This window comes from Acidovorax sp. Leaf73, from assembly GCF_916855635.1.
Classification (GTDB): domain Bacteria; phylum Pseudomonadota; class Gammaproteobacteria; order Burkholderiales; family Burkholderiaceae_C; genus Acidovorax; species Acidovorax facilis.
Map to the genome: position 1 here is coordinate 12,243 of NZ_CAKASI010000002.1, position 18,439 is coordinate 30,681.

Annotated in this window: 16 protein-coding genes; 10 read left to right on the forward strand and 6 right to left on the reverse strand. The window is 66.8% G+C overall.

Features of this window, described 5'->3' with window-relative positions; all coding sequences use genetic code 11:
• Positions 1–177 precede the first annotated feature (177 nt).
• Positions 178–1,959 carry a hybrid sensor histidine kinase/response regulator gene (locus LPA35_RS06485; RefSeq protein WP_228896012.1) on the forward strand — a complete coding sequence of 594 codons (1,782 nt, stop codon included), beginning with the start codon at positions 178–180 and terminating at the stop codon, positions 1,957–1,959.
• Between the two features lie 3 nt (positions 1,960–1,962).
• Here the strand turns inward: LPA35_RS06485 and LPA35_RS06490 are convergent, their stop codons facing one another.
• Complete coding sequence (locus LPA35_RS06490) at positions 1,963–4,524, reverse strand: ATP-binding protein (RefSeq protein ID WP_228896014.1); 2,562 nt, start codon at positions 4,522–4,524, stop codon at positions 1,963–1,965.
• Positions 4,524–5,174, reverse strand: a complete 651-nt coding sequence (locus LPA35_RS06495) for a response regulator transcription factor (protein WP_228896016.1) — start codon at positions 5,172–5,174, stop codon at positions 4,524–4,526. Before LPA35_RS06495 ends, LPA35_RS06490 begins: the two co-directional genes overlap by 1 nt.
• Positions 5,175–5,355: 181 nt before the next feature.
• On the opposite strand from LPA35_RS06495, the gene LPA35_RS06500 reads away from it, so the two are divergent.
• Positions 5,356–6,432, forward strand: coding sequence for a hypothetical protein (locus LPA35_RS06500; RefSeq protein ID WP_228896018.1), 1,077 nt, complete (start codon positions 5,356–5,358; stop codon positions 6,430–6,432).
• Between the two features lie 2 nt (positions 6,433–6,434).
• Here LPA35_RS06500 and LPA35_RS06505 read toward each other — a convergent pair whose 3' ends face one another.
• Positions 6,435–6,797, reverse strand: coding sequence for a DUF2237 family protein (locus LPA35_RS06505; RefSeq protein WP_055393012.1), 363 nt, complete (start codon positions 6,795–6,797; stop codon positions 6,435–6,437).
• A 73-nt stretch (positions 6,798–6,870) separates the two neighbouring features.
• On the reverse strand, positions 6,871–7,350 hold the full coding sequence (locus LPA35_RS06510; RefSeq protein WP_055393014.1) for a DUF421 domain-containing protein: 480 nt from the start codon (positions 7,348–7,350) through the stop codon (positions 6,871–6,873).
• 175 nt (positions 7,351–7,525) lie between these two features.
• Here LPA35_RS06510 and LPA35_RS06515 point away from each other — a divergent pair, with 175 nt between their 5' ends.
• From LPA35_RS06515 to LPA35_RS06530, 4 genes are all read left to right on the forward strand, one after another.
• A complete protein-coding gene (locus LPA35_RS06515) occupies positions 7,526–8,224 on the forward strand; it encodes a DUF4197 domain-containing protein (protein WP_228896020.1) in 699 nt (232 codons plus the stop codon).
• A gap of 165 nt (positions 8,225–8,389) precedes the next feature.
• Entirely contained in the window at positions 8,390–8,815 is a 426-nt protein-coding gene (locus tag LPA35_RS06520) for a YchJ family protein (RefSeq protein ID WP_176887121.1), read from the forward strand.
• A gap of 50 nt (positions 8,816–8,865) precedes the next feature.
• Positions 8,866–9,519, forward strand: coding sequence for an HAD family phosphatase (locus tag LPA35_RS06525; protein ID WP_228896022.1), 654 nt, complete (start codon positions 8,866–8,868; stop codon positions 9,517–9,519).
• A gap of 48 nt (positions 9,520–9,567) precedes the next feature.
• The gene (locus tag LPA35_RS06530) at positions 9,568–11,007 is read left to right on the forward strand and encodes a patatin-like phospholipase family protein (RefSeq protein WP_228896024.1); all 1,440 of its coding nucleotides are present in this window, start codon (positions 9,568–9,570) and stop codon (positions 11,005–11,007) included.
• A 32-nt stretch (positions 11,008–11,039) separates the two neighbouring features.
• On the opposite strand, the gene LPA35_RS06535 is transcribed toward LPA35_RS06530, so the two are convergent.
• Together LPA35_RS06535 and LPA35_RS06540 are read right to left on the reverse strand one after the other, a co-directional pair.
• On the reverse strand, positions 11,040–11,714 hold the full coding sequence (locus tag LPA35_RS06535; protein WP_228896026.1) for a glutathione S-transferase family protein: 675 nt from the start codon (positions 11,712–11,714) through the stop codon (positions 11,040–11,042).
• 844 nt (positions 11,715–12,558) lie between these two features.
• Positions 12,559–13,668: an AraC family transcriptional regulator gene (locus LPA35_RS06540; RefSeq protein ID WP_228896028.1), complete on the reverse strand. Its 1,110-nt coding sequence runs from the start codon at positions 13,666–13,668 to the stop codon at positions 12,559–12,561.
• 100 nt (positions 13,669–13,768) lie between these two features.
• Here LPA35_RS06540 and LPA35_RS06545 point away from each other — a divergent pair, with 100 nt between their 5' ends.
• The 4 genes from LPA35_RS06545 to LPA35_RS06560 are packed head-to-tail and all read left to right on the forward strand — an operon-like array spanning position 13,769 to position 18,426.
• Positions 13,769–15,499 carry an AMP-binding protein gene (locus LPA35_RS06545; RefSeq protein ID WP_228896030.1) on the forward strand — a complete coding sequence of 577 codons (1,731 nt, stop codon included), beginning with the start codon at positions 13,769–13,771 and terminating at the stop codon, positions 15,497–15,499.
• A 13-nt stretch (positions 15,500–15,512) separates the two neighbouring features.
• The gene (locus tag LPA35_RS06550) at positions 15,513–17,120 is read left to right on the forward strand and encodes a carboxyl transferase domain-containing protein (RefSeq protein ID WP_228896032.1); all 1,608 of its coding nucleotides are present in this window, start codon (positions 15,513–15,515) and stop codon (positions 17,118–17,120) included.
• A 17-nt stretch (positions 17,121–17,137) separates the two neighbouring features.
• Positions 17,138–17,647 (forward strand): DinB family protein, encoded by a 510-nt coding sequence (locus tag LPA35_RS06555; protein WP_228896034.1) that lies wholly within the window; start codon positions 17,138–17,140, stop codon positions 17,645–17,647.
• Positions 17,644–18,426 carry an enoyl-CoA hydratase/isomerase family protein gene (locus tag LPA35_RS06560; protein WP_121421253.1) on the forward strand — a complete coding sequence of 261 codons (783 nt, stop codon included), beginning with the start codon at positions 17,644–17,646 and terminating at the stop codon, positions 18,424–18,426. Before LPA35_RS06555 ends, LPA35_RS06560 begins: the two co-directional genes overlap by 4 nt.
• The last annotated feature ends 13 nt before the right edge of the window (positions 18,427–18,439 follow it).

Genomic DNA, 18,439 nt, shown 5'->3' on the forward strand with positions numbered 1-18,439 from the left:
TGCTGCCTCCGTGCGGTGGTGACGGTTGCGCTGTGAGTGGGGCCGCAGCAGATGCGCTCTCAGCCATGCCCTGGTCGCTGCCCGACGTACTCCCAAGCGCTGCCACGCGCCGGCGTCAACACGCAACCCTCCCAAAGTAGGGGGTGTTTGGTACGGGAAGATGCCAACATCGGCCCGATGAACTCCGAACGCGTGCTCTCCTGGGACACCCTGGCACCCGCCGCCCAGCTGCAGTTGTTGGGCAACAGCTTCATGCGGGTGCGCGACGGCTGCACTGTCATGCCGCTGCTGGGGCTGCCGGGCTTGGCCTGGCTGTATTCGCTGGGCTTGTGGCCCCCTGGCATCACGCTGTGGTGGGGGGCGTCGTTGTTGCTGGTGGGGGCTGTGTGGGGCGTCTGGGGCCTGTGGCAGCGGGCCCTGAAGCAGCGCGACAGCCACGATGCGGCAACGCTGCTGGCCGTTTGGTTGCCTCGTGTGCAAGCGCTGGCGGCGTTGTACGGCGCGTTGGTGATGAGTTCTGCGGCCTCCGCTGGGCCCGACACGCCCTTTGAACTGCGCGTGGTGTTCATCTGTGGCTCCACGCTGGTGGTGTCGGCGCATGCCGCGCACCAGTCGGCGGCGCTGGTGGTTTTCAAGCGGTTCTTTTTCACCAGCTACGCGGTCAGCCTGTTGTCGGTGCCCTATGTGTTTCCCGGTCACTGGCCGTACCTGTTGCCCATGCATCTGGCGTTTGGCGTGTTCTTTCGCAATGCGAGCATCAGCCATCAGTTCTTTCTGAGCAATGTAGACCTGACGGAGCGGTTCCGTGCCGCCAAGGGCGAGGCCGAGCAGGCGCTGGCCGTGAAGAACCAGTTCCTCGCCACCGCCAGCCACGACCTGCGCCAGCCCGTGCATGCCGTGGGGCTGCTGGCCGAATCCATCGCGCTGCGCAACCGGGACCCGGCGCTGGATGCCACGCTGCAGAACCTGCGCCAGGGCGTGCAGTCGCTGCAATGGATGTGCAATGCGCTGCTGGACCTGTCGCGCATCGAAGCGGGGGCTGTGCAGGCAAGGCCCCAGGCGGTAGCCCTGGCGCCGCTGCTGCGCGAAGTCGCCACGCTGCTGGGGGAATCTGCGCGCACCCGGGGCCTGGTGCTGCGCCTGCGCCCGCCACCGGCCAGCGCCCGGGTGCAGGCCGACCCGATGCTGCTGCGCCAGTGCGTGGTGAACCTGGTGCACAACGCGCTGCGGTACACGCAGCGTGGCGGCGTGCTGCTGGCTGTGCGCCGCCGCGCCGGGCACTGGCAGGTGGAGGTGTGGGACACCGGCCCCGGCGTTGCCGCCGAGGAGCGCGAGCGCATCTTCTCGCCCTTCACCCGCAGTGCCTCGGTGCGCGTGGCAGACGATGCAGGCTACGGCCTGGGCCTGGCTGTGGTGGCGCGCTGCGCCGAGCTGATGGATACGCCCCTGGGCCTGGTGTCGCGCCTGGGGCGCGGCTCGCGGTTCTGGCTGCGGCTGCCGCCTGCCACGTCCAGCGCAGTGGTCGTTGCGCCAACGCCCGCCACCGTGGCGCGCCAGGGCGGCCTGCAGGGCCGCTGCCTGGTGGTGGAGGACGACCCGCAGGTGGCCGCAGGCTGGCAGCAACTGCTGCAGGACTGGGGCGTGCAGGTGCGCTGCGCGGCCGATGGTGCCGAGGCACTGGGTTGGCTGGAACAGGGCTTCACGCCGCAGGCCATCTTCTGCGACCAGCGTTTGCGCTCCGGCGAGAGTGGGTTCGCCTTGCTCCAGCGCCTGCAGGCACTGTGCCCTGACGCCGCGCTGGCCATGGTCAGCGGTGAATGGGATTCGCCCGCGCTGCGCCAGGCGGAAGAAGAGGGCTACCTGGTGCTGCGCAAGCCGGTGGCGCCGGAACAACTGCACGCCTTGCTGCGGCAGTGGCTACCTGATTCGTCTGAAAACTATAAAAAAGATAGCTGCTAGCGCTTATTGGTAAAGCGCTGAAGGTTGTTTTGATTGATTTTTCTGCGGGCCCAGCCACTGGGCCAGCACCGCGTGCAACTCCACGGGGCTCACCGGCTTGCGCAGCACCAGGTAGCCCTCGTCCTCGGCATCCTGCAAGGCGGGCGCGTTGTGCTCGCCGCTGACCATGGCGCCGCGTGCAGCGGGGCAGCGGGCCAGCAGGGCGCGCAGCACGTCAAAGCCGCTCTCGCCCGTGTGCAGCCGCTGGTCGCAGAAGATGGCATCCGGCTCGAACCCGTCGTCGAGCTGGGCATGCGCCTCGGCCGTGGTGGTGGCGTATGCCGCCGTCACGCCCCAGGCCTCCAGCATGGCGCGCCAGGCCTTGATCACCTGGCGGTCGTCGTCCAGTACCAGGCAGCGGCCTTGCAGCGGGCGCATTGCCGTCTCGTCGCGGTGTATGGCCACCGGGTCGGGTGGCACGGCCGTCGTAGTAGCCGCAGCGGTGTGGGCCGGCAGCCGCAGCCAGAAGCATGAGCCCCGCCCCGCCTGCGACACCAGGCCGTGGGTGGCGCCCATCTGTTCGGCGCAGCGCGCCACAACGGCCAGCCCCAGGCCGTGTCCGGCGTCGTTCATCTGGTCCGCCCGCTCCCCTCGGTAGTAGGGGCTGAACACCCGGTACTGGTCCGCCACGGTGATGCCGACGCCGGTGTCCCGCACTTCCACCAGCCAGTCGCTGCCGCGCGCCCGCACGCTCACCAGCACCTTGCCTTGGGGCGTGTAGCGGATCGCGTTCTGCACCAGGTTGGCCAGCGCCTGGCGCAGCAGCACCGGTTCTGCCCACACGGTAGCTCCGCCACGCGGCACCCATAGCCGCAGGGCCAGCCCGCCGAGGCTGGCCTGCTCACGGAACAGGCGCACCACGTCCACGAGCAGCCCGCTCAGGTCCACCACGCCCTTGGTGCCCAGCGGCTGGCCGGATTCCAGGCGGGCCAGGTCCAGCAGCGCGTTGAACAGCTGGTTCATGGCCTGCATGCTGGTGCGCAGGTCGGTAACCAGGGGGCGAAGAACCGGGTCGCTGTTGCGCAGGCTGATCGCCTCGACCATCAGCGACATGGCATGCACGGGCTGGCGCAGGTCGTGGCTGGCGGTGGCGAGGAACAGGTTCTTCTCGGCCAGTGCGCCTTCGGCCTGTCGCCGGGCTGCCGCCAAGGCCGCGTTGGCCGTGCGGGTGCGACGGTACTGCCAAAAGCTGGCGCCCGCCGCCAGCAGGGCCAGCGCCACCGTGGCGGCCAGACCGATCTGTTGCATGCGCCGCACACGCAGCTCGGCATCCTGCACCCGATTGGCCTGCGCCAGCTGCTCGATCTGGCGCTGCCGTTCAGCGCTGTCAAAGCGCTGCTGCAGCGCGGCCACGGCCTGGTCGCGCTCGGTGTGGAACAGCTCCTTGGCCAGCGCCTGCTGCTTGCGCGTGGTGGCCATGGCTTCGCGGTACAGGCCGGCTTGCTCGTACATGCGCGAGAGCTCGCCCAGCAGCTGCTCTTCCATGGGCAGGGAGCCTGCTTCATGCACAAACCGAATGCCCGCCTCCACCTCATGCACGCCAGCCGCAATGCGGCCCTGGCCCATCAGCGCAAAGCCCAGGTTGGCCTGCGCCATTGCGGCCCCGTTCAGCTCGTGCGCGTCGCGGTACGCTGCCAGGGCTTCGCGCATCACGGGCTCGGCCGCGGCATAGGCCTTGCGCTGCAGCAGGACGTCGCCCAGATTGTTCAGCGCCGTGGCCTGGAGCCCGGTGAGCCCGCCGGCGCGGGCGATCTGCAGGGACTGCCGGTAGGCGGCCACGGCGGTGTCGAGGTTGCCCTGCACGTTTTCCACATTGCCACGGTGCAGGTGCAGCCAGCCCAGCGCCTGCTGGGCGCCCAGCTTTTCGGCCAGCGGCAGCGTCTCGCGAATGGTCTGCAGCGCGCGGTCGGGGTTCTTCATGTCGAAGTGCAGCAGCTCCAGGTGGGTGCGCGACCGCAGCTCGGATGTGGCTGCTTGGCGCGGCAGCGTGCGCGAGAGTTCCAGGCTGCGCAGCAGGTGGGTCATCGCCGCTTCGAACTGGCCGTTGCTGCTGTGCAGGGCACCCAGCGTCAGGTGGTAGAGCCAGCGCACCCAGGGGTCGGGCACCTGCTCCGCCGCGCCCGCTTCGCGCGCCAGGGCGTCCAGCCCGGCGCGTGTCTTGCCCGCCACGGCCCATTGCCGGGCCTCGAAGCAGGTGGCCAGCACCTGCGTCGAGGCATCGCTGTGCGCAGCCGCAAGCGCTTTCAGTTGCGCTATGCCCTCGGTCACCACCGCAGCCTGCCCGGTCTCGAAGGCTGCGTCCGTCAGCGCCGCCAGGTAGGTGCGCCGGGTCGCGACATCGGCCGCGTTGGCAAAGCGGGTGGCGGCGGCCTGCAGCGCCTGCACGGCTTCGGCGCTGTTGCGTTGCGACAGGGTCTGCAGCCGGTCCAGCTCTGCCAGGTCCGGGTTCGGTACCTGCGCCCCTGCGGGCAGTGCCGTCTGCAGGCACAAGGCCGCGACCAGCACCACGGCCCGGACAAGGCGCATCAGGACAGCTCCAGCCGCCGGCCGCGCAACAGCGTGATGGCCTCGACCCGCGTGCGCACCCGCAGCCGCTCCAGGATGCCCGTCACGTGCTCCTTCACGGTGCTCTCGGCAATGTCCAGCTGCAAGGCGATGCGCTTGTTGGGCAGCCCCTGCAGCACCAGCGCGAGGATCTGGCCCTGGCGGGTGGACAACCCCAGCTCGGCCGGGGTCACCGGCAGATCGCGGCTGCGCGGCGGCTGGCTGCCCTGCAGGCCCGGCTCAAACCAGACCAGCCCGCTCAGCAAGGCTTCCACCGCCAGACCAAAGGTCTCAGGCGCTGCTTGTTTGTGGATGAAGCCTTGTGCGCCTGCCTGCCGGGCCTGCTCCATCACGGCGGGGTCATCGTCGCCGCTGATCACGGCGATGGGCATCCCGGGGCAGTGGCTGCGCACCTGGGCGATCAGGCCCACCGCAGCGCCTTCCGCCAGCCAGAAGTCAATGAGCGCGATGGCCGGTGTGCCCCGCATTTCCACCCAGCGCAGAAGATCGTCCGCCCCTGCGGCCTCTACCACCTCCATCTGTGGCAGGCGTGCGCGCAGGAACTCGGCCATGCCGTGCGCCACGAGTGGATGGTCGTCCAGGATGAGCGCGTAAGGGGAGGTGGGGGCCATGTAGTGGGAGAGGGTGGCTACGCCTTGCGGCGCAGGCGCGCTGACAGCGCGGAGGCAGGGCAAATTCTGCCAAGTGTTGAGCAGGATGGACGGCGCGCAAACCCTACCAGGGTAGGGTTCCGTACCGCAGGAGGTGCTGCACAGAATCCGCCCTTCATTCACGATCAAGAGGTTTCTGTTCATGACACGACAAGCAAGCGCAACGGGTGCTGGGCGCACTGGGCACTCCGTACGGCCCCTCTTCCGCTGGGCACCCCTGGGCTTGGCGGCCGCCTTGCTGGTGGGTTGTGGCGGTAGTGACGATGACAACAATGGCACGCCGCCGCCTACCGCAGGCGCGTTCAGCATTGGCGGCGCGGTCACGGGCCTGGGCGCTGGCAAGACGGTGACGCTGCAAAACACCGGCAAGGACGACCTGACGATCAATGCCAACGGCAACTTCGTCTTCGTGACGCGCCTGGACAGTGGCATTGCCTATGCCGTCACCGTCAAAACCCAGCCCAGCGGCCAGCGTTGCACGGTGACCCAGGGCACGGGCACCGCCACCGCCAACGTCAGCAACGTGCAGGTGCGCTGTGAGAACCTGGCGGCCGCCACCTATACGGTTGGCGGTTCAGTGACCGGTCTGGCGGGTGGCACGCTGGTGCTGCAGAACAACGGGGGCGATGACCTCTCGGTCTCCAGCAACGGCGGCTTCACGTTCGGCACTGCGCTGGCCGGCGGCACGGGCTATGCGGTCACAGTGCGCACGCAGCCTTCCGGCCAGAGCTGCACGGTGCGCAATGGCTCCGGCAGCGTGATCTCTGCCAACGTGGGCTCGGTGGAGGTGAGCTGCGGCACGGTGGTGGCCTTGCCCGAAGGCGACTGGAAGCAGGAGCTGTGCGTAGTGGTGCGGCCCGGCACCTGGGGCCGCTCGCTCTGGCGCATCACCCGCCAGGGGGACAATCGCGTGGCGGGACAGATCGGTGTGGCCACCTATGCTGACGCCAACTGCACGGGCGCTGGCACGGTGGCAGGCCCTCTGACCGGTGTGGGCAATGTGGCGTTCGACCGTAACGGCAGTACGGCTACGCTGACCGCGTTCTGGGGCTTGTGGACCCAGCCGTCAGGCCTGACATCGCGTGCCGTCTGGGCCCGCAAGGGGAGCCGCCTGTGCATCTTTGGCGACCAGATACCCACGGCCTTCCCAACGGCGGTCAGTGTGGAGAGCTACGTGGACACCGTTCTGCCCAACAAGACCTGCTACACGCAAAACTGAGCCTAGGACAACGCCGTGCTTTGCAATTGCGCCAGCGTCACGAACTCCAGCGCGCGCGCATGTGTGCATTCCAGGATCACGGGAGGCGCCACACCCGCCTCGTAGGCCTCCTTCCAGCGCAAGACGCACAGACACCAACGGTTGTTGGGCTGCAGCCCTGCAAAGCGGGACTCGGGCCGGGGGGTGATGAGGTCGTTGCCCCGCGACAGCGAGAAGTCCAGAAACGCCTGTGTCATGCGTGCGCAGATCACGTGGGTGCCGTGGTCTTGCTCGTCGGTGTTGCAGCAGCCGTCGCGGTAGTAGCCGGTCAGTGGGTCGTAGGAGCAGGGCATCAGCAAGGTGCCCAGAACGTTCAGTGCAGTCATATCGGGTCGCGTAAGTCGCGTGGGTTGTGAGGGGCGGTGAGGGGGCAGACCGTTGGCGTGGGCGCGGGGCGGGTCAGCCAACCTCGCCACGACGGCGCAGCACTACGGTGATCTGCCCGTTGGTCTCGATGGTGGCGCGTTCCACTTCGTGCGCGTGCAGGCAGCCGCCTGCGCGCAGTGCGGCCTCCACGTCGTCGCGGGTCAGCAGCTCCTTGCGCATCAGCGCCTGGTTCAGTTCGCCCTGCTGGATCAGCACCTGGGCCTTGCCGTCCACCCAGCGCCCGATGCGCGGGAAGTGGAACGCCAACCGCGCCAGCGCCACATGCAGCAGCATGAGCGTGCTGGCCGAGATCAGCCCGCCCACCAGCGAGTTGTCGCCCGCGTTCATCGAGTTCTGCACCGCGTTCGACAGGATCAGCAACAGGATCAGGTCAAACGGCTCGTACTGCCCCGTCTGCCGCTTGCCCGACAGGCGCATGAACACCAGCAAGAACAGGTACACCACCACGCCGCGCAGCACAAACTCCCACCACGGCACGCTCATTTGCCACATTGCAAGGTTCCTTGTTGGATGCTTGGGTGGGGGCAGTCTACGGCGTGCGGCTTGCCCCTCATTCGCTGAGCGAAAATCCCGGCAATTCCCCGCACGGCTCCGGCACAGTGCGCCACTCACTGCAGTGGTGGCCGAGTGGGCATCTTCTGCCGTCCCCCACCGAAAGTACCGCACCATGCAACGCCGCCAATTCCACCAAACCAGCCTCGTGGCTGCCCTGCTGTGCGCCACCGTCCAGCGGGCCTGGGCCCTGTCGCTGGGTGACCTTACCAATGCCGATGCCGCCAGCGGCCTCAAAGCCGCGCTGGGCCAGGGCGCCCAGGCGGCGGTCGCCCTGCTGGGGCGGCCTGACGGGTTTCTGGGCAACCCCCAGGTGCGCATCGGCCTGCCGGGCTCCCTGGACGACGCCGCCAAGGTCATGAAGTCGCTGGGCCAGGGGCGGCGCATCGACGAGCTGGTCACCTCCATCAACCGCGCCGCCGAAGCCGCCGTGCCCATGGGCAAAGACCTGCTGGTGGGCGCCGTGCAGAAGATGACGGTGACCGATGCCAAGAACATCCTGACTGGCGGCAGCACCTCGGTCACCGCCTTTTTTGCCGACAAGACGCGCACGCCGCTCTCCGAACGCTTCCTGCCCGTGGTGAACCAGGCCACCGAAAAAGTCGGCCTGACCCAGAAGTACAACGCCTTTGCGGGCAAGGCAGCGAGCTTTGGCCTGCTCAAACCCGAGGAGGCCAACCTTGCGCAGTACGTCACCGGCAAGACGCTCGACGGCCTGTACTTCATGATCGGCGAGGAAGAGCGCCGCATCCGTCAGAATCCGGCCGGTGCAGGCAGCGCCATCGCCCGCAAGGTCTTTGGTGCGCTGAGATGAAGCTCCCCCTGAGTCGCTTCGCGCCATCCCTCTCTCTCGCTGCGCGGGAGGGGGACGCACCCAGTGGCCTGGCAAAGCCAGTTCCACGGGTGCACTCGCCTCGCGCAGCGCCCGTTTCCATCGGTGGGGCGCGCGCATCGCCTGCGTGCCTTCCTGCACCCGTCCATGAACCATAACGACCCCTGCCCCTGCGGCCGTACCCAAGCCGCACCCGGCAAAAGCGCCAAGGCTGCGGCCTTGTCCTATGGGGACTGCTGCGGCCGCTACCTCGACCACTGGGACGACGCAGCCGCGCCCGACGCCGAGAGCCTCATGCGGTCACGCTACACCGCCTTTGTCCTCGAACGTGGCGACTACCTGCAGGCCACCTGGCACCCCAGCACCCGGCCAGCGGACCTCGATTTCGACCCCGGCACGAAGTGGCTGGGGCTGGAAGTGCGCAGCCACCGCAGCACAGGCGAAGACCGCGCCGAGGTGGAGTTTGTCGCGCGCTACCGCGTGGGCGGCCGCGCCGTGCGCCTGCACGAGACCAGCCGCTTCGTGCGCGAAGACGGGTGTTGGTTCTATGTGGATGGCGATATCCACTCCTGAAAATTGAATAAAAATGACCTCCAGCGCTTTACCGATAAGCGCGAGCAGCTATGAAATTTGAAGCAATCTTGTTTGACTGCGATGGTGTGCTGGTCGACAGCGAACCCATCACCAACGGCGTGCTGCGCGACATGCTCAACGAAGCGGGCTGGGCCCTGAGTGCCGACGAATGCATGCGCATCTTTATCGGCAAAACGGTGCGCAGCGAGGCCGCCCGCATCGAGGCCCACACCGGCCGCCCGCTGACCGATGCGTGGATGGCCGACTTCTATGCGCGGCGCAATGCCGAGCTGGACCGGCGCCTCACGGCCATCGAACACATCCACAGCACCATCGAAAGGGTGCACGCGCACCATGGCGGGCGCATTGCCTGCGCCTCGGGTGCCGACCGGCACAAGGTCGAGATGCAGCTGGCCAAGGTGGGGCTCACGCCGTACTTTGCCGGGCGGGTGTTCAGCGGCCACGAGATGCCCGCCACCAAGCCCGCGCCCGACGTCTATCTGGCGGCGGCTGCGGCCCTGCAGGTGGCGCCCGGGCGCTGTGCCGTGGTGGAGGACACCGTGACGGGCGTGACCGCTGGCGTGGCCGCAGGCGCCACGGTGTTTGCCTATGCGCCGCTGGATGATGGCGAGCCCCTGCGTGCCGCAGGCGCAGCGCAGGTGTTTCGCAGCATGGCCGAGTTGCCTGCGCTGCTGGGCTGCTGACACACGCAAGAAGATTCCCAACAGCCCTGTAACCATGGGAGAAGCGCAATGCCGGTACAACGCATGAAGCTGTGGATGCGGCGATGCGCCGTGGTGGCGGCCCTGGCCCTGCTGGCGGGCTGCTCGTCGGTGCGGCCCTGGATCAACGAACCCCTGAAGCCCGAGGACCAGTCCATCCCCGAGCGCAAGTCCGAGCGCGACCCTACCATCCTGGTGGCCGTCACGCTGTCGGGCGGCGGCGCAAGGGCGGCCGCCTTCGGCTTTGGCGTGCTGACCGAAATGCAGGCCACGCGCTTTGACTGGAACGGCCGCCCCACCACGCTGCTCGACGCCACCGATGTGATCAGCGGCGTCTCGGGCGGCAGCATCGTGGCCGCTTACCTGGCAGCACACGGCATCGAGGGGCTACCCCGCTTCGAGCAGGACTTTCTGCGCCAGAACTTCCAGAACAGCCTCATCACCCAAGCCCTGCGCCCCGGCAACCTGGTGGACCTGACCTCGCCCTGGTTCGGCCGCACGCACCTGCTCGCGCGGCGGCTGGATGAGCTGTATGGCGGGCGCACCTTTGGCGATGTGGCGCGGCGCCCGCGCCACCCGCAGCTGTTCATCACCGCCACCGACATGTCGTTGGGCACTGGCTTTGAATTCACGTGGGACCAGTTCGCGCTGATCTGCTCCGACCTGCGCAAGGTGCCGCTGTCGTTCGCGGTGGCGGCATCGTCCGCCGTACCGCTGCTGCTGAGCCCCGTCACCCTCAAGAACTACGCCGACCAGTGCCCTCAGTACCAGACCGTGTCCCGCGCTGCCTCCCTGGCTGCGGGCGGCGACTACCGCGCGCGCCTGTACCGCGCGCATGAGTTGAGCTATCTGGACGCGCAGCGCCGCCCTTACATCCACTTGGTGGATGGCGGCCTGGCCGACAACCTGGGCGTGCAGCGTCTGCTCGACCGGGCCCTGGCCGGTGGCGGACTGCGCGAAACCTTCAGCGAAGTGGGCATCCCGCCCGGCACCATCCGCAAGCTGGTGCTCGTCACCGTCAACGCCGAGCGCGACCCATCCGAGAACATCGACATGAGCGACCAGGTGCCCAACATGGCCCAGGTGGTGGACTCGCTGCTGTTTGGCACCGGCGCCCGCGCCACGCGCGAGACGCAGGAGTTCTTGCGCGACATCACCCAGCAGTGGCGCCAGTCGCTGGCGGCCGGCCCCACCGGCAGCAGCGATGCCTTTGCGCCCGGTGCCGAGGTCCACGTCATTTCTGTCAACCTGCGCGATGCCCACGACGACGTTGCGCGCCGCCGCCTGCTGCAAGTGCCCACGGCGTTCTCCATCACGTCGGAAGAAGTCACAGACCTCATCGAGGCGGGTGGCAGCGTGCTGCGCCACTCGCCGGAGTTCCGCGCACTGGTGCAGTCGCTGGCGCGGCAGGCTCCGACGACACCTTCACCCACGCCCGGACCTGCATCTACACCAGCGAAGTCCGAGTAGCCACGTGAGCCCGGCTAGCCCCCACCTCCGCATCACGGTTTGGTGTCGGGGGCCGGGGTGGTCGGCACGTCCTGGTCTTGGGCGGCCTCCGTCTGTGCGGCCATCGCCCGCTGGTAGCCGGGTCGCTGTTGCAGCCGCTGCCAGTAGGCCTGCGTGGCCGGGCCAAATTGTTCGTTCAGCCCCAGGTGCTGCGCCAGCAGCAGCGCATACCCCACCGCCACATCCGCCGCCGTAAAGCGGCCCGCGCACAGATAGTCGCTGCGGCCGTGGGTCATCGCGGTTTCTACCGCGCGCAACCGGGCCAGGAACCAGCGGCTGTAGTCCTCCACCACCTGCGGCAGCTTGCGCTCTGCGGTCTCAAACCGGCCATAGCGCAGCACCAGCGTCTGCGGAAAGGTCAGCGTCGCATCGCTCATGTGCAGCCAGTTCAGGTACGCGCCATACGCCGGGTGCGTGGGCGCCACATCCAGCCCCGCGTCGGGGTGCGTGGCGGCCAGGTACTGGCATATGGCCGCCGATTCGGTCATGCGGACATCGCCCTGCACCAGCAGCGGCACCGTGCCCAGCGGGTTCTCTTCCAGAAACCACCGGGCCTTGGCGCGGGGCGGGAAGGGCAGCATGTGGAGCTGGTAGGGCAGTTGCAGCTCTTCGAGCATCCATAGGGGACGGAAGGAGCGGGCGCTGATGCAGTGGTGGAGGTGGAGCATGGGGTGATGGTTGCGTGTCTCGCAGTAAGTGCCGATTCCGCCGCTTACGGTCTACGCCTGCGGCCGGGTTGACGGCAGGCTGGTAGGGTTAATGAACCAGCACCTGCATCAATCGATCTTACGGTGTGCTTCATGCGAACCTCGTGACACCGATGTCCTCTGGATGCCATCCGCGAACATCTGTTAGTAGTGGATGGCCAGGCTCTGCGTAAGACACAAAAACGCCTAGTGTCTCTATTCGGTAGTGCCAAACTGCCGAGACAGTCTTCCCGCCACGGTTCAAAGCATTTATCTCGCCCACCTGAATTTGGTATTTACTTGATCCAGGAGCGACGCTCACAAAGATCAACTTCACGCAGGGATGCGCGTTGCCGGAAAGTATGCATGTAGCAAACTGATGAATTGGCAGCGGCACGTTGTTCTGGACAGAATGGCAGCCTAGCTGCTTCAGAAAGTACAGGTGTAGAGCTATAGATGACTCTCGTAGTGAGGTCGGGTAGATTCTTCTCATTCGTACCGTTTCTCCCGCCTTTGGACGCGGTCGAAGCGCGCGGAAATTAGCCACGAATTTTGCCCATGCTCGATCGTGAGGCTGCGTCCGCGCGTTGTTGCACTCCTGGCACAGGGATGGCTCGAATTTGATGGGGGACACATCGGCACCACGAATAGGTCGATTTATGTCACCAATCGAGTGGCGATACACAGGAGATTTATGGGTGACGTGGCCAAACACGGTCCGAAAGTCGGATGCTTTCACCATGTGCTCGGCTGAATTGGCTTGTTTGCCGCAGATCCAACAATGCATTTCGTGAGACCAAAGGTGAAAGGGATAAACCTGACGCCGTTAAACGTTCACCGCCCTCCTAAACTCCGCCGGTGACTGCCCCGTCCACCCCCTAAACGCCCGAATAAAACTCTTCTCGTTCTCAAACCCTGCTGCCTCGGCCACCTGCTTGATCGGCCGTTGCGTGCGGTGTAGCAGCTCCACTGCGCGGGTGCGGCGAACCTCGTCTTTCAGCCCCTGCAGCGTGGCGCCTTCTTCCTTCAACTGCCGGTGCAGGGTGCGTGGCGACACATGCAGCAGCGCGGCGAGTGATTCGGCGCTGTGCTGGGGCAGGGCATGGGCCGGCTGGCCGGGCAGGGGCGCGGCCAGCAGCTGGCGCACGCGCTGCACCAGCAGGCGGTCCCGGCGGTAGTGCAGCACAGTCAGGGGCAGGGCGTGTTGCAGCATCTGGCGCAGGGCCTGCTCGTCGCGGCGCAGGGGCAGGTGCAGGTAGCGGGCGTCAAAGTGGATGGCGGTGCGTGGCGCGTTGAAGGTGACGGGGCCTCGGAACAACACGGCATACGCATCGGCGTGCGGGGGCGCATCAAAGGCAAATTCTGCGGCAATGAGCGGAATGCGCGAGTCCACCATCCAGCACGCCAGGCCATGCGCATTGCGCAGCACGGATACCAGGCAGAACTCGCGCAGCGCGCCCAGGTCGCGGGCCTCGGTGATGGCCAGGGTGGCAGTGTCGCCCTGGGTGGTGAGATGCAGGGCAATGTCGTCCGCCAGCAGGCCGTGGTGGCGGCACCAGCGGGCCAGGGCCACCTGCAGCGTGGGCGAGCTGATGCTGGCACGCGCCAGCATGCCGTAGCTGCCCCAGGGCAGGCGGCGGCTGAACCAGCCCAGGGCTTCGTCGTCCAACTCTTGCATGGCGGCGTCGGAGATCTGCTCCATCTGCCAGGCGGTGATGCGGGCGCTGTCGTCGGGCAGCAGCTGCGGCGCAATCTGTGCCTGGGACAGGGCGCGTTCCGGGCTCAGGCCGCGCTGCTCGTACGCCAGAACAATGGCACGCACAAAGGCGATGGGCGTTGCGGCAGGGGCAGATGGAGTGGTTGGGAAACGATGGTCGGCGGGGGCGGTGGTCTTCACGCCACAGAGTGTGCCAGCCGTGGCACGATTTGCAACCATTGTGTCCACCCGCCAGGGGTTCAGGCTTCTATGCTTACGGATCGCCCGCCCGCATGTTCTTGCGGCGCAGGCCGCATGACAGAGCCGAGGAGACAAACCCGTGACGAGTGCAGCCGCAACGAACTTCGCACCGCTGGTGGACAGCCACGCCCGTGGCGCCACCGACGTTCCCCTGATCGAGCAGACCATCGGCGCCTTTTTTGCCGATATGGTGGCCCGCCAGCCCGACCGCGAGGCGCTGGTCAGCGTGCACCAGGGCCGCCGCACCACCTACGCCCAGCTGCAGACCGAGGCGCACCGGCTGGCGAGTGCGCTGCTGGGCATGGGGCTCACGCCCGGCGACCGCGTGGGCATCTGGTCGCACAACAACGCCGAATGGGTGCTGATGCAGCTGGCCACCGCGCAGGTGGGCCTGGTGCTGGTCAACATCAACCCGGCCTACCGCACGTCCGAGGTGGAATACGCGCTCAACAAGGTGGGCTGCAAGCTGCTGGTGACCATGGCGCGCTTCAAGACCAGCGACTACCTGGGCATGCTGCGCGAGCTGGCGCCCGAGTGGCAGCACCAGCAGCCCGGCCAGCTGGGCTCCGTCAAGCTGCCCCACCTGAACACCGTAGTGTGGATCGATGAGGCGGGGCAGGGCGCCGATGAACCGGGCCTGATGCGTTTTACCGACCTGCTGGCACGCGGCAACGCAGCCGACCCGCGCCTGGCGCAGATCGCAGCCACGTTGAAGGCCACCGACCCCATCAACATCCAGTTCACCAGCGGCACCACCGGCTTCCCCAAGGGCGCCACGCTCACGCACCGCAACATCCTGAACAACGGTTTCTTCATTGGCGAGTGCATGAAGCTCACGCCCGAAGACCGCCTGTGCATCCCCGTGCCGCTGTACCACTGCTTCGGCATGGTGCTGGGCAACCTGGCCTGCCTGACGCACGGTGCCACCATCGTGTACCCCAACGACGGGTTTGACCCGCTGACCGTGCTGCAGACGGTACAGGACGAGCGCTGCACCGGCCTGCACGGCGTGCCCACCATGTTCATCGCCGAGCTGGACCACCCGCGTTTTGCCGAGTTCAACCTCAGCACCCTGCGCACCGGCATCATGGCCGGCTCGCCCTGCCCCACCGAGGTGATGAAGCGCGTGGTGGAGCAGATGAACCTGCGCGAGATCACCATTGCCTACGGCATGACCGAGACCAGCCCCGTGAGCTGCCAGAGCAGCACCGACACGCCGCTGGACAAGCGCGTCTCCACCGTGGGCCAGGTGCAGCCGCACCTGGAGATCAAGATCGTGGATCCCGACAGCGGGGCGGTGGTGCCCATCGGCCAGCGGGGCGAGTTCTGCACCAAAGGCTACTCCGTCATGCACGGCTACTGGGGCGACCCGGCCAAGACCCGCGAGGCGATTGACGAAGGCGGCTGGATGCACACCGGTGACCTCGCCACCATGGACGCCGAGGGCTACGTGAACATCGTTGGCCGCATCAAGGACATGGTGATCCGTGGCGGCGAGAACATCTACCCGCGCGAGATTGAAGAGTTTTTGTACCGCCACCCGCAGGTGCAGGACGTGCAGGTGGTGGGCGTGCCCGACCAGAAATACGGCGAGGAACTCTGCGCCTGGATCATTGCCAAGCCCGGCACCCAGCCCACCGAGGACGACATCCGCGCCTTCTGCAAGGGCCAGATCGCGCACTACAAGGTGCCGCGCTACATCCGCTTTGTCACCAGCTTTCCGATGACGGTGACGGGCAAGATCCAGAAGTTCAAGATCCGCGACGAGATGAAGGATCTGCTGGGCCTGGAAGAACAAAAGACTGCTTGAAGAGCCACACCGTATGACCATTCTCGACACCCAACTCAACGCCCGCTCGGCGGACTTTCTGGCCAACGCCGCCGCCATGCGAACACTGGTGGATGACCTGCGCGCCCAGCTCGACAAGGTCGCCCAGGGCGGCGGCGAAGCGGCCCGCGCCAAGCACACCGCGCGCGGCAAGCTGCTGCCGCGCGAACGCGTGCAGATGCTGCTGGACCCGGGCACGCCGTTCCTCGAACTCGCGCCGCTGGCCGCGCTGAACATGTACAACAACGATGCGCCCAGCGCGGGGCTCATCGCGGGCATTGGCCGCGTGAGTGGTGTGGACTGCATGATCGTGTGCAACGACGCTACGGTGAAGGGCGGCACCTACTACCCCCTCACCGTCAAGAAGCACCTGCGTGCACAAGAGGTGGCCCAGCAGAACCACCTGCCCTGCATCTACCTGGTGGACTCGGGCGGCGCCAACCTGCCCAACCAGGACGAAGTCTTTCCTGACCGCGACCACTTCGGCCGTATCTTCTTCAACCAGGCCAATATGAGCGCCATGGGCATTTCGCAGATCGCGGTGGTCATGGGCAGTTGCACGGCAGGCGGCGCGTACGTGCCCGCCATGAGCGATGAATCCATCATCGTGAAGAACCAGGGCACGATCTTTTTGGGCGGCCCACCGCTGGTCAAGGCTGCCACGGGTGAGGTCGTCACGGCCGAAGACCTGGGCGGTGGTGACGTGCACACGCGCCTGTCGGGCGTGGCCGACCACCTGGCGCAGAACGACATGCATGCGCTGCAGCTGGCACGCAATGCCATCCGTAATTTGAATAAAAACAAGGCGGAAGCAGCTGCTGATCAAGCGCCCGTAGCTCCTAAATTTGCAGCGGAAGAGCTGTATGGCGTGATCCCCGTGGACACGCGCAAGCCGTTTGATGTGCGCGAAATCATTGCGCGCATTGTCGATGGCAGCGAGTTTGACGAGTTCAAGGCACGCTACGGCACCACGCTGGTCACGGGCTTTGCGCGCATTGAAGGGATGATGGTCGGCATCATCGCCAACAACGGCATCCTGTTCAGCGAGTCGGCGCTCAAGGGCGCGCACTTCATCGAGCTGTGCTGCCAGCGCAAGATCCCGCTGGTGTTCCTGCAGAACATCACCGGCTTCATGGTGGGCCGCAAGTACGAGAACGAAGGCATCGCCCGCAACGGCGCCAAGATGGTGACGGCCGTGGCCACGGCCAGCGTGCCCAAGTTCACCATCATCATCGGCGGCAGTTTTGGCGCGGGCAATTACGGCATGTGCGGCCGGGCCTACAGCCCCCGCTTCCTGTGGATGTGGCCCAATGCGCGCATCAGCGTCATGGGCGGCGACCAGGCTGCGGGCGTGCTGGCCACGGTGAAGCGCGACGGCATCGAGGCCAAGGGTGGGCAGTGGAGCATGGAGGAAGAAGAAGCCTTCAAGGCCCCCATCCGCCGCCAGTACGAAGACCAAGGCCACCCCTACTACGCCACCGCCCGCCTGTGGGACGACGGCGTGATCGACCCCGCCGATACGCGCCGCGTGCTGGCGCTAGGCCTGGCGGCCACGCGCAATGCGCCCATCGAAGATACCAAGTTCGGCCTGTTCCGCATGTGACCCCACCGGGAGCTGCCATGGACGCTGTTGCCCACTTCACCCAGCTGGCGCGCTACAACGTGTGGGCCACGGTGCGCCTGCTCGATGCCGTGCGGGCGCTGCCGGAAGATGCCTACCGGCGCGACGTGGGCCTGTTCTTCAAAAGCATCCACGGCACGCTCAACCACCTGCTGGTGGGCGAACACCATCTGTGGTTCGTGCGCTTTGCCGACGGCATTTCGCCCAAGGTGGCGCTGGACGCCGAGCTGGAGAGCGACCGTGCGCGGCTGGATGCCCGGCTGCGCGAGGGCGCGGCCCGCTGGGCACCGCTGATAGCCTCGTTCAAGCCGGACCGCTGGAGCGGCACGCTCGACTACACCACCATGCGCGGCACAGCGGCATCGCTGCCGTTTGCGGCCACGCTGGCGCATGTGTTCAACCACGGCACGCACCACCGGGGCCAGATCACTGCCGCATTGACCGCGCTGGGCCAGCCCTGCCCCGAGCTGGACCTTGTCTACTTCCTGCAAAAACCGTCCACGCCATGAGCCAGAACCTGTCCATCACCCAAACCGGCGCCGTGGCGCGCATCACGCTCACGCAACCCGAAATCCGCAACGCCTTCAGCGATGAGGTCATTGCCGAGATCTCCGCCGCCTTTACCGATGTGGGGGGGCGTGCCGATGTGCGCGCCGTGGTGCTGGCCGCGGAAGGCCCGGCCTTCTGCGCCGGTGCCAACCTCAACTGGATGCGCCGCATGGCCGACTACACGCGCGACGAGAACATCGCCGACGCGGGAAAGCTGGCCGAGATGCTGCGGGTGATCTATGAGTGCCCCAAGCCCACGGTGGCACGCGTGCAGGGCGATGTATATGCAGGCGGCATGGGCCTGGTGGCCGCGTGCGACATGGCCGTGGCCGTGGACACGGCGGGCTTTTGCCTCAGCGAAGTGAAGCTGGGGCTCATCCCCGCCACCATCAGCCCGTATGTGATCCGTGCCATGGGCGCACGCGCTGCGCACCGGTACTTCCTCACGGCCGAGCGTTTTGGCGCGGCCGAAGCCTTGCGCATTGGCTTTGTGCACGAGGTCGTGGTCGCTGACCAGCTCGACACCAAAGTGGACGAACTGCTCAAGGCCCTGACCAGCGCCAGCCCCAACGCTGTGCGCGTGTGCAAGAAGCTGGTGATGGATGTGGCAGAGCGGGAGATCAACGCGGGCCTCATCGCCGCCACCGTGCAGGGCATTGCCGACATCCGCGCCAGCGACGAAGGCAAGGAAGGTGTGCAGTCGTTCCTGAACAAGCGCAAGCCCAACTGGCTGAGCTGATCGCTACTTAACG

Bases quoted from the DNA above. Each gene is read 5' to 3' on its own strand.
- LPA35_RS06555 (WP_228896034.1), top strand. From the start codon at position 17,138: ATGGACGCTGTTGCCCACTTCACCCAGCTGGCGCGCTACAACGTGTGG.
- LPA35_RS06485 (WP_228896012.1), top strand. From the start codon at position 178: ATGAACTCCGAACGCGTGCTCTCCTGGGACACCCTGGCACCCGCCGCC.
- LPA35_RS06495 (WP_228896016.1), bottom strand. From the start codon at position 5,174: ATGGCCCCCACCTCCCCTTACGCGCTCATCCTGGACGACCATCCACTC.
- LPA35_RS06540 (WP_228896028.1), bottom strand. From the start codon at position 13,668: ATGGTTGCAAATCGTGCCACGGCTGGCACACTCTGTGGCGTGAAGACC.
- LPA35_RS06490 (WP_228896014.1), bottom strand. From the start codon at position 4,524: ATGCGCCTTGTCCGGGCCGTGGTGCTGGTCGCGGCCTTGTGCCTGCAG.
- LPA35_RS06525 (WP_228896022.1), top strand. From the start codon at position 8,866: ATGAAATTTGAAGCAATCTTGTTTGACTGCGATGGTGTGCTGGTCGAC.
- LPA35_RS06550 (WP_228896032.1), top strand. From the start codon at position 15,513: ATGACCATTCTCGACACCCAACTCAACGCCCGCTCGGCGGACTTTCTG.
- LPA35_RS06515 (WP_228896020.1), top strand. From the start codon at position 7,526: ATGCAACGCCGCCAATTCCACCAAACCAGCCTCGTGGCTGCCCTGCTG.
- LPA35_RS06510 (WP_055393014.1), bottom strand. From the start codon at position 7,350: ATGTGGCAAATGAGCGTGCCGTGGTGGGAGTTTGTGCTGCGCGGCGTG.
- LPA35_RS06520 (WP_176887121.1), top strand. From the start codon at position 8,390: ATGAACCATAACGACCCCTGCCCCTGCGGCCGTACCCAAGCCGCACCC.
- LPA35_RS06505 (WP_055393012.1), bottom strand. From the start codon at position 6,797: ATGACTGCACTGAACGTTCTGGGCACCTTGCTGATGCCCTGCTCCTAC.
- LPA35_RS06530 (WP_228896024.1), top strand. From the start codon at position 9,568: ATGCCGGTACAACGCATGAAGCTGTGGATGCGGCGATGCGCCGTGGTG.
- LPA35_RS06560 (WP_121421253.1), top strand. From the start codon at position 17,644: ATGAGCCAGAACCTGTCCATCACCCAAACCGGCGCCGTGGCGCGCATC.
- LPA35_RS06535 (WP_228896026.1), bottom strand. From the start codon at position 11,714: ATGCTCCACCTCCACCACTGCATCAGCGCCCGCTCCTTCCGTCCCCTA.
- LPA35_RS06500 (WP_228896018.1), top strand. From the start codon at position 5,356: ATGACACGACAAGCAAGCGCAACGGGTGCTGGGCGCACTGGGCACTCC.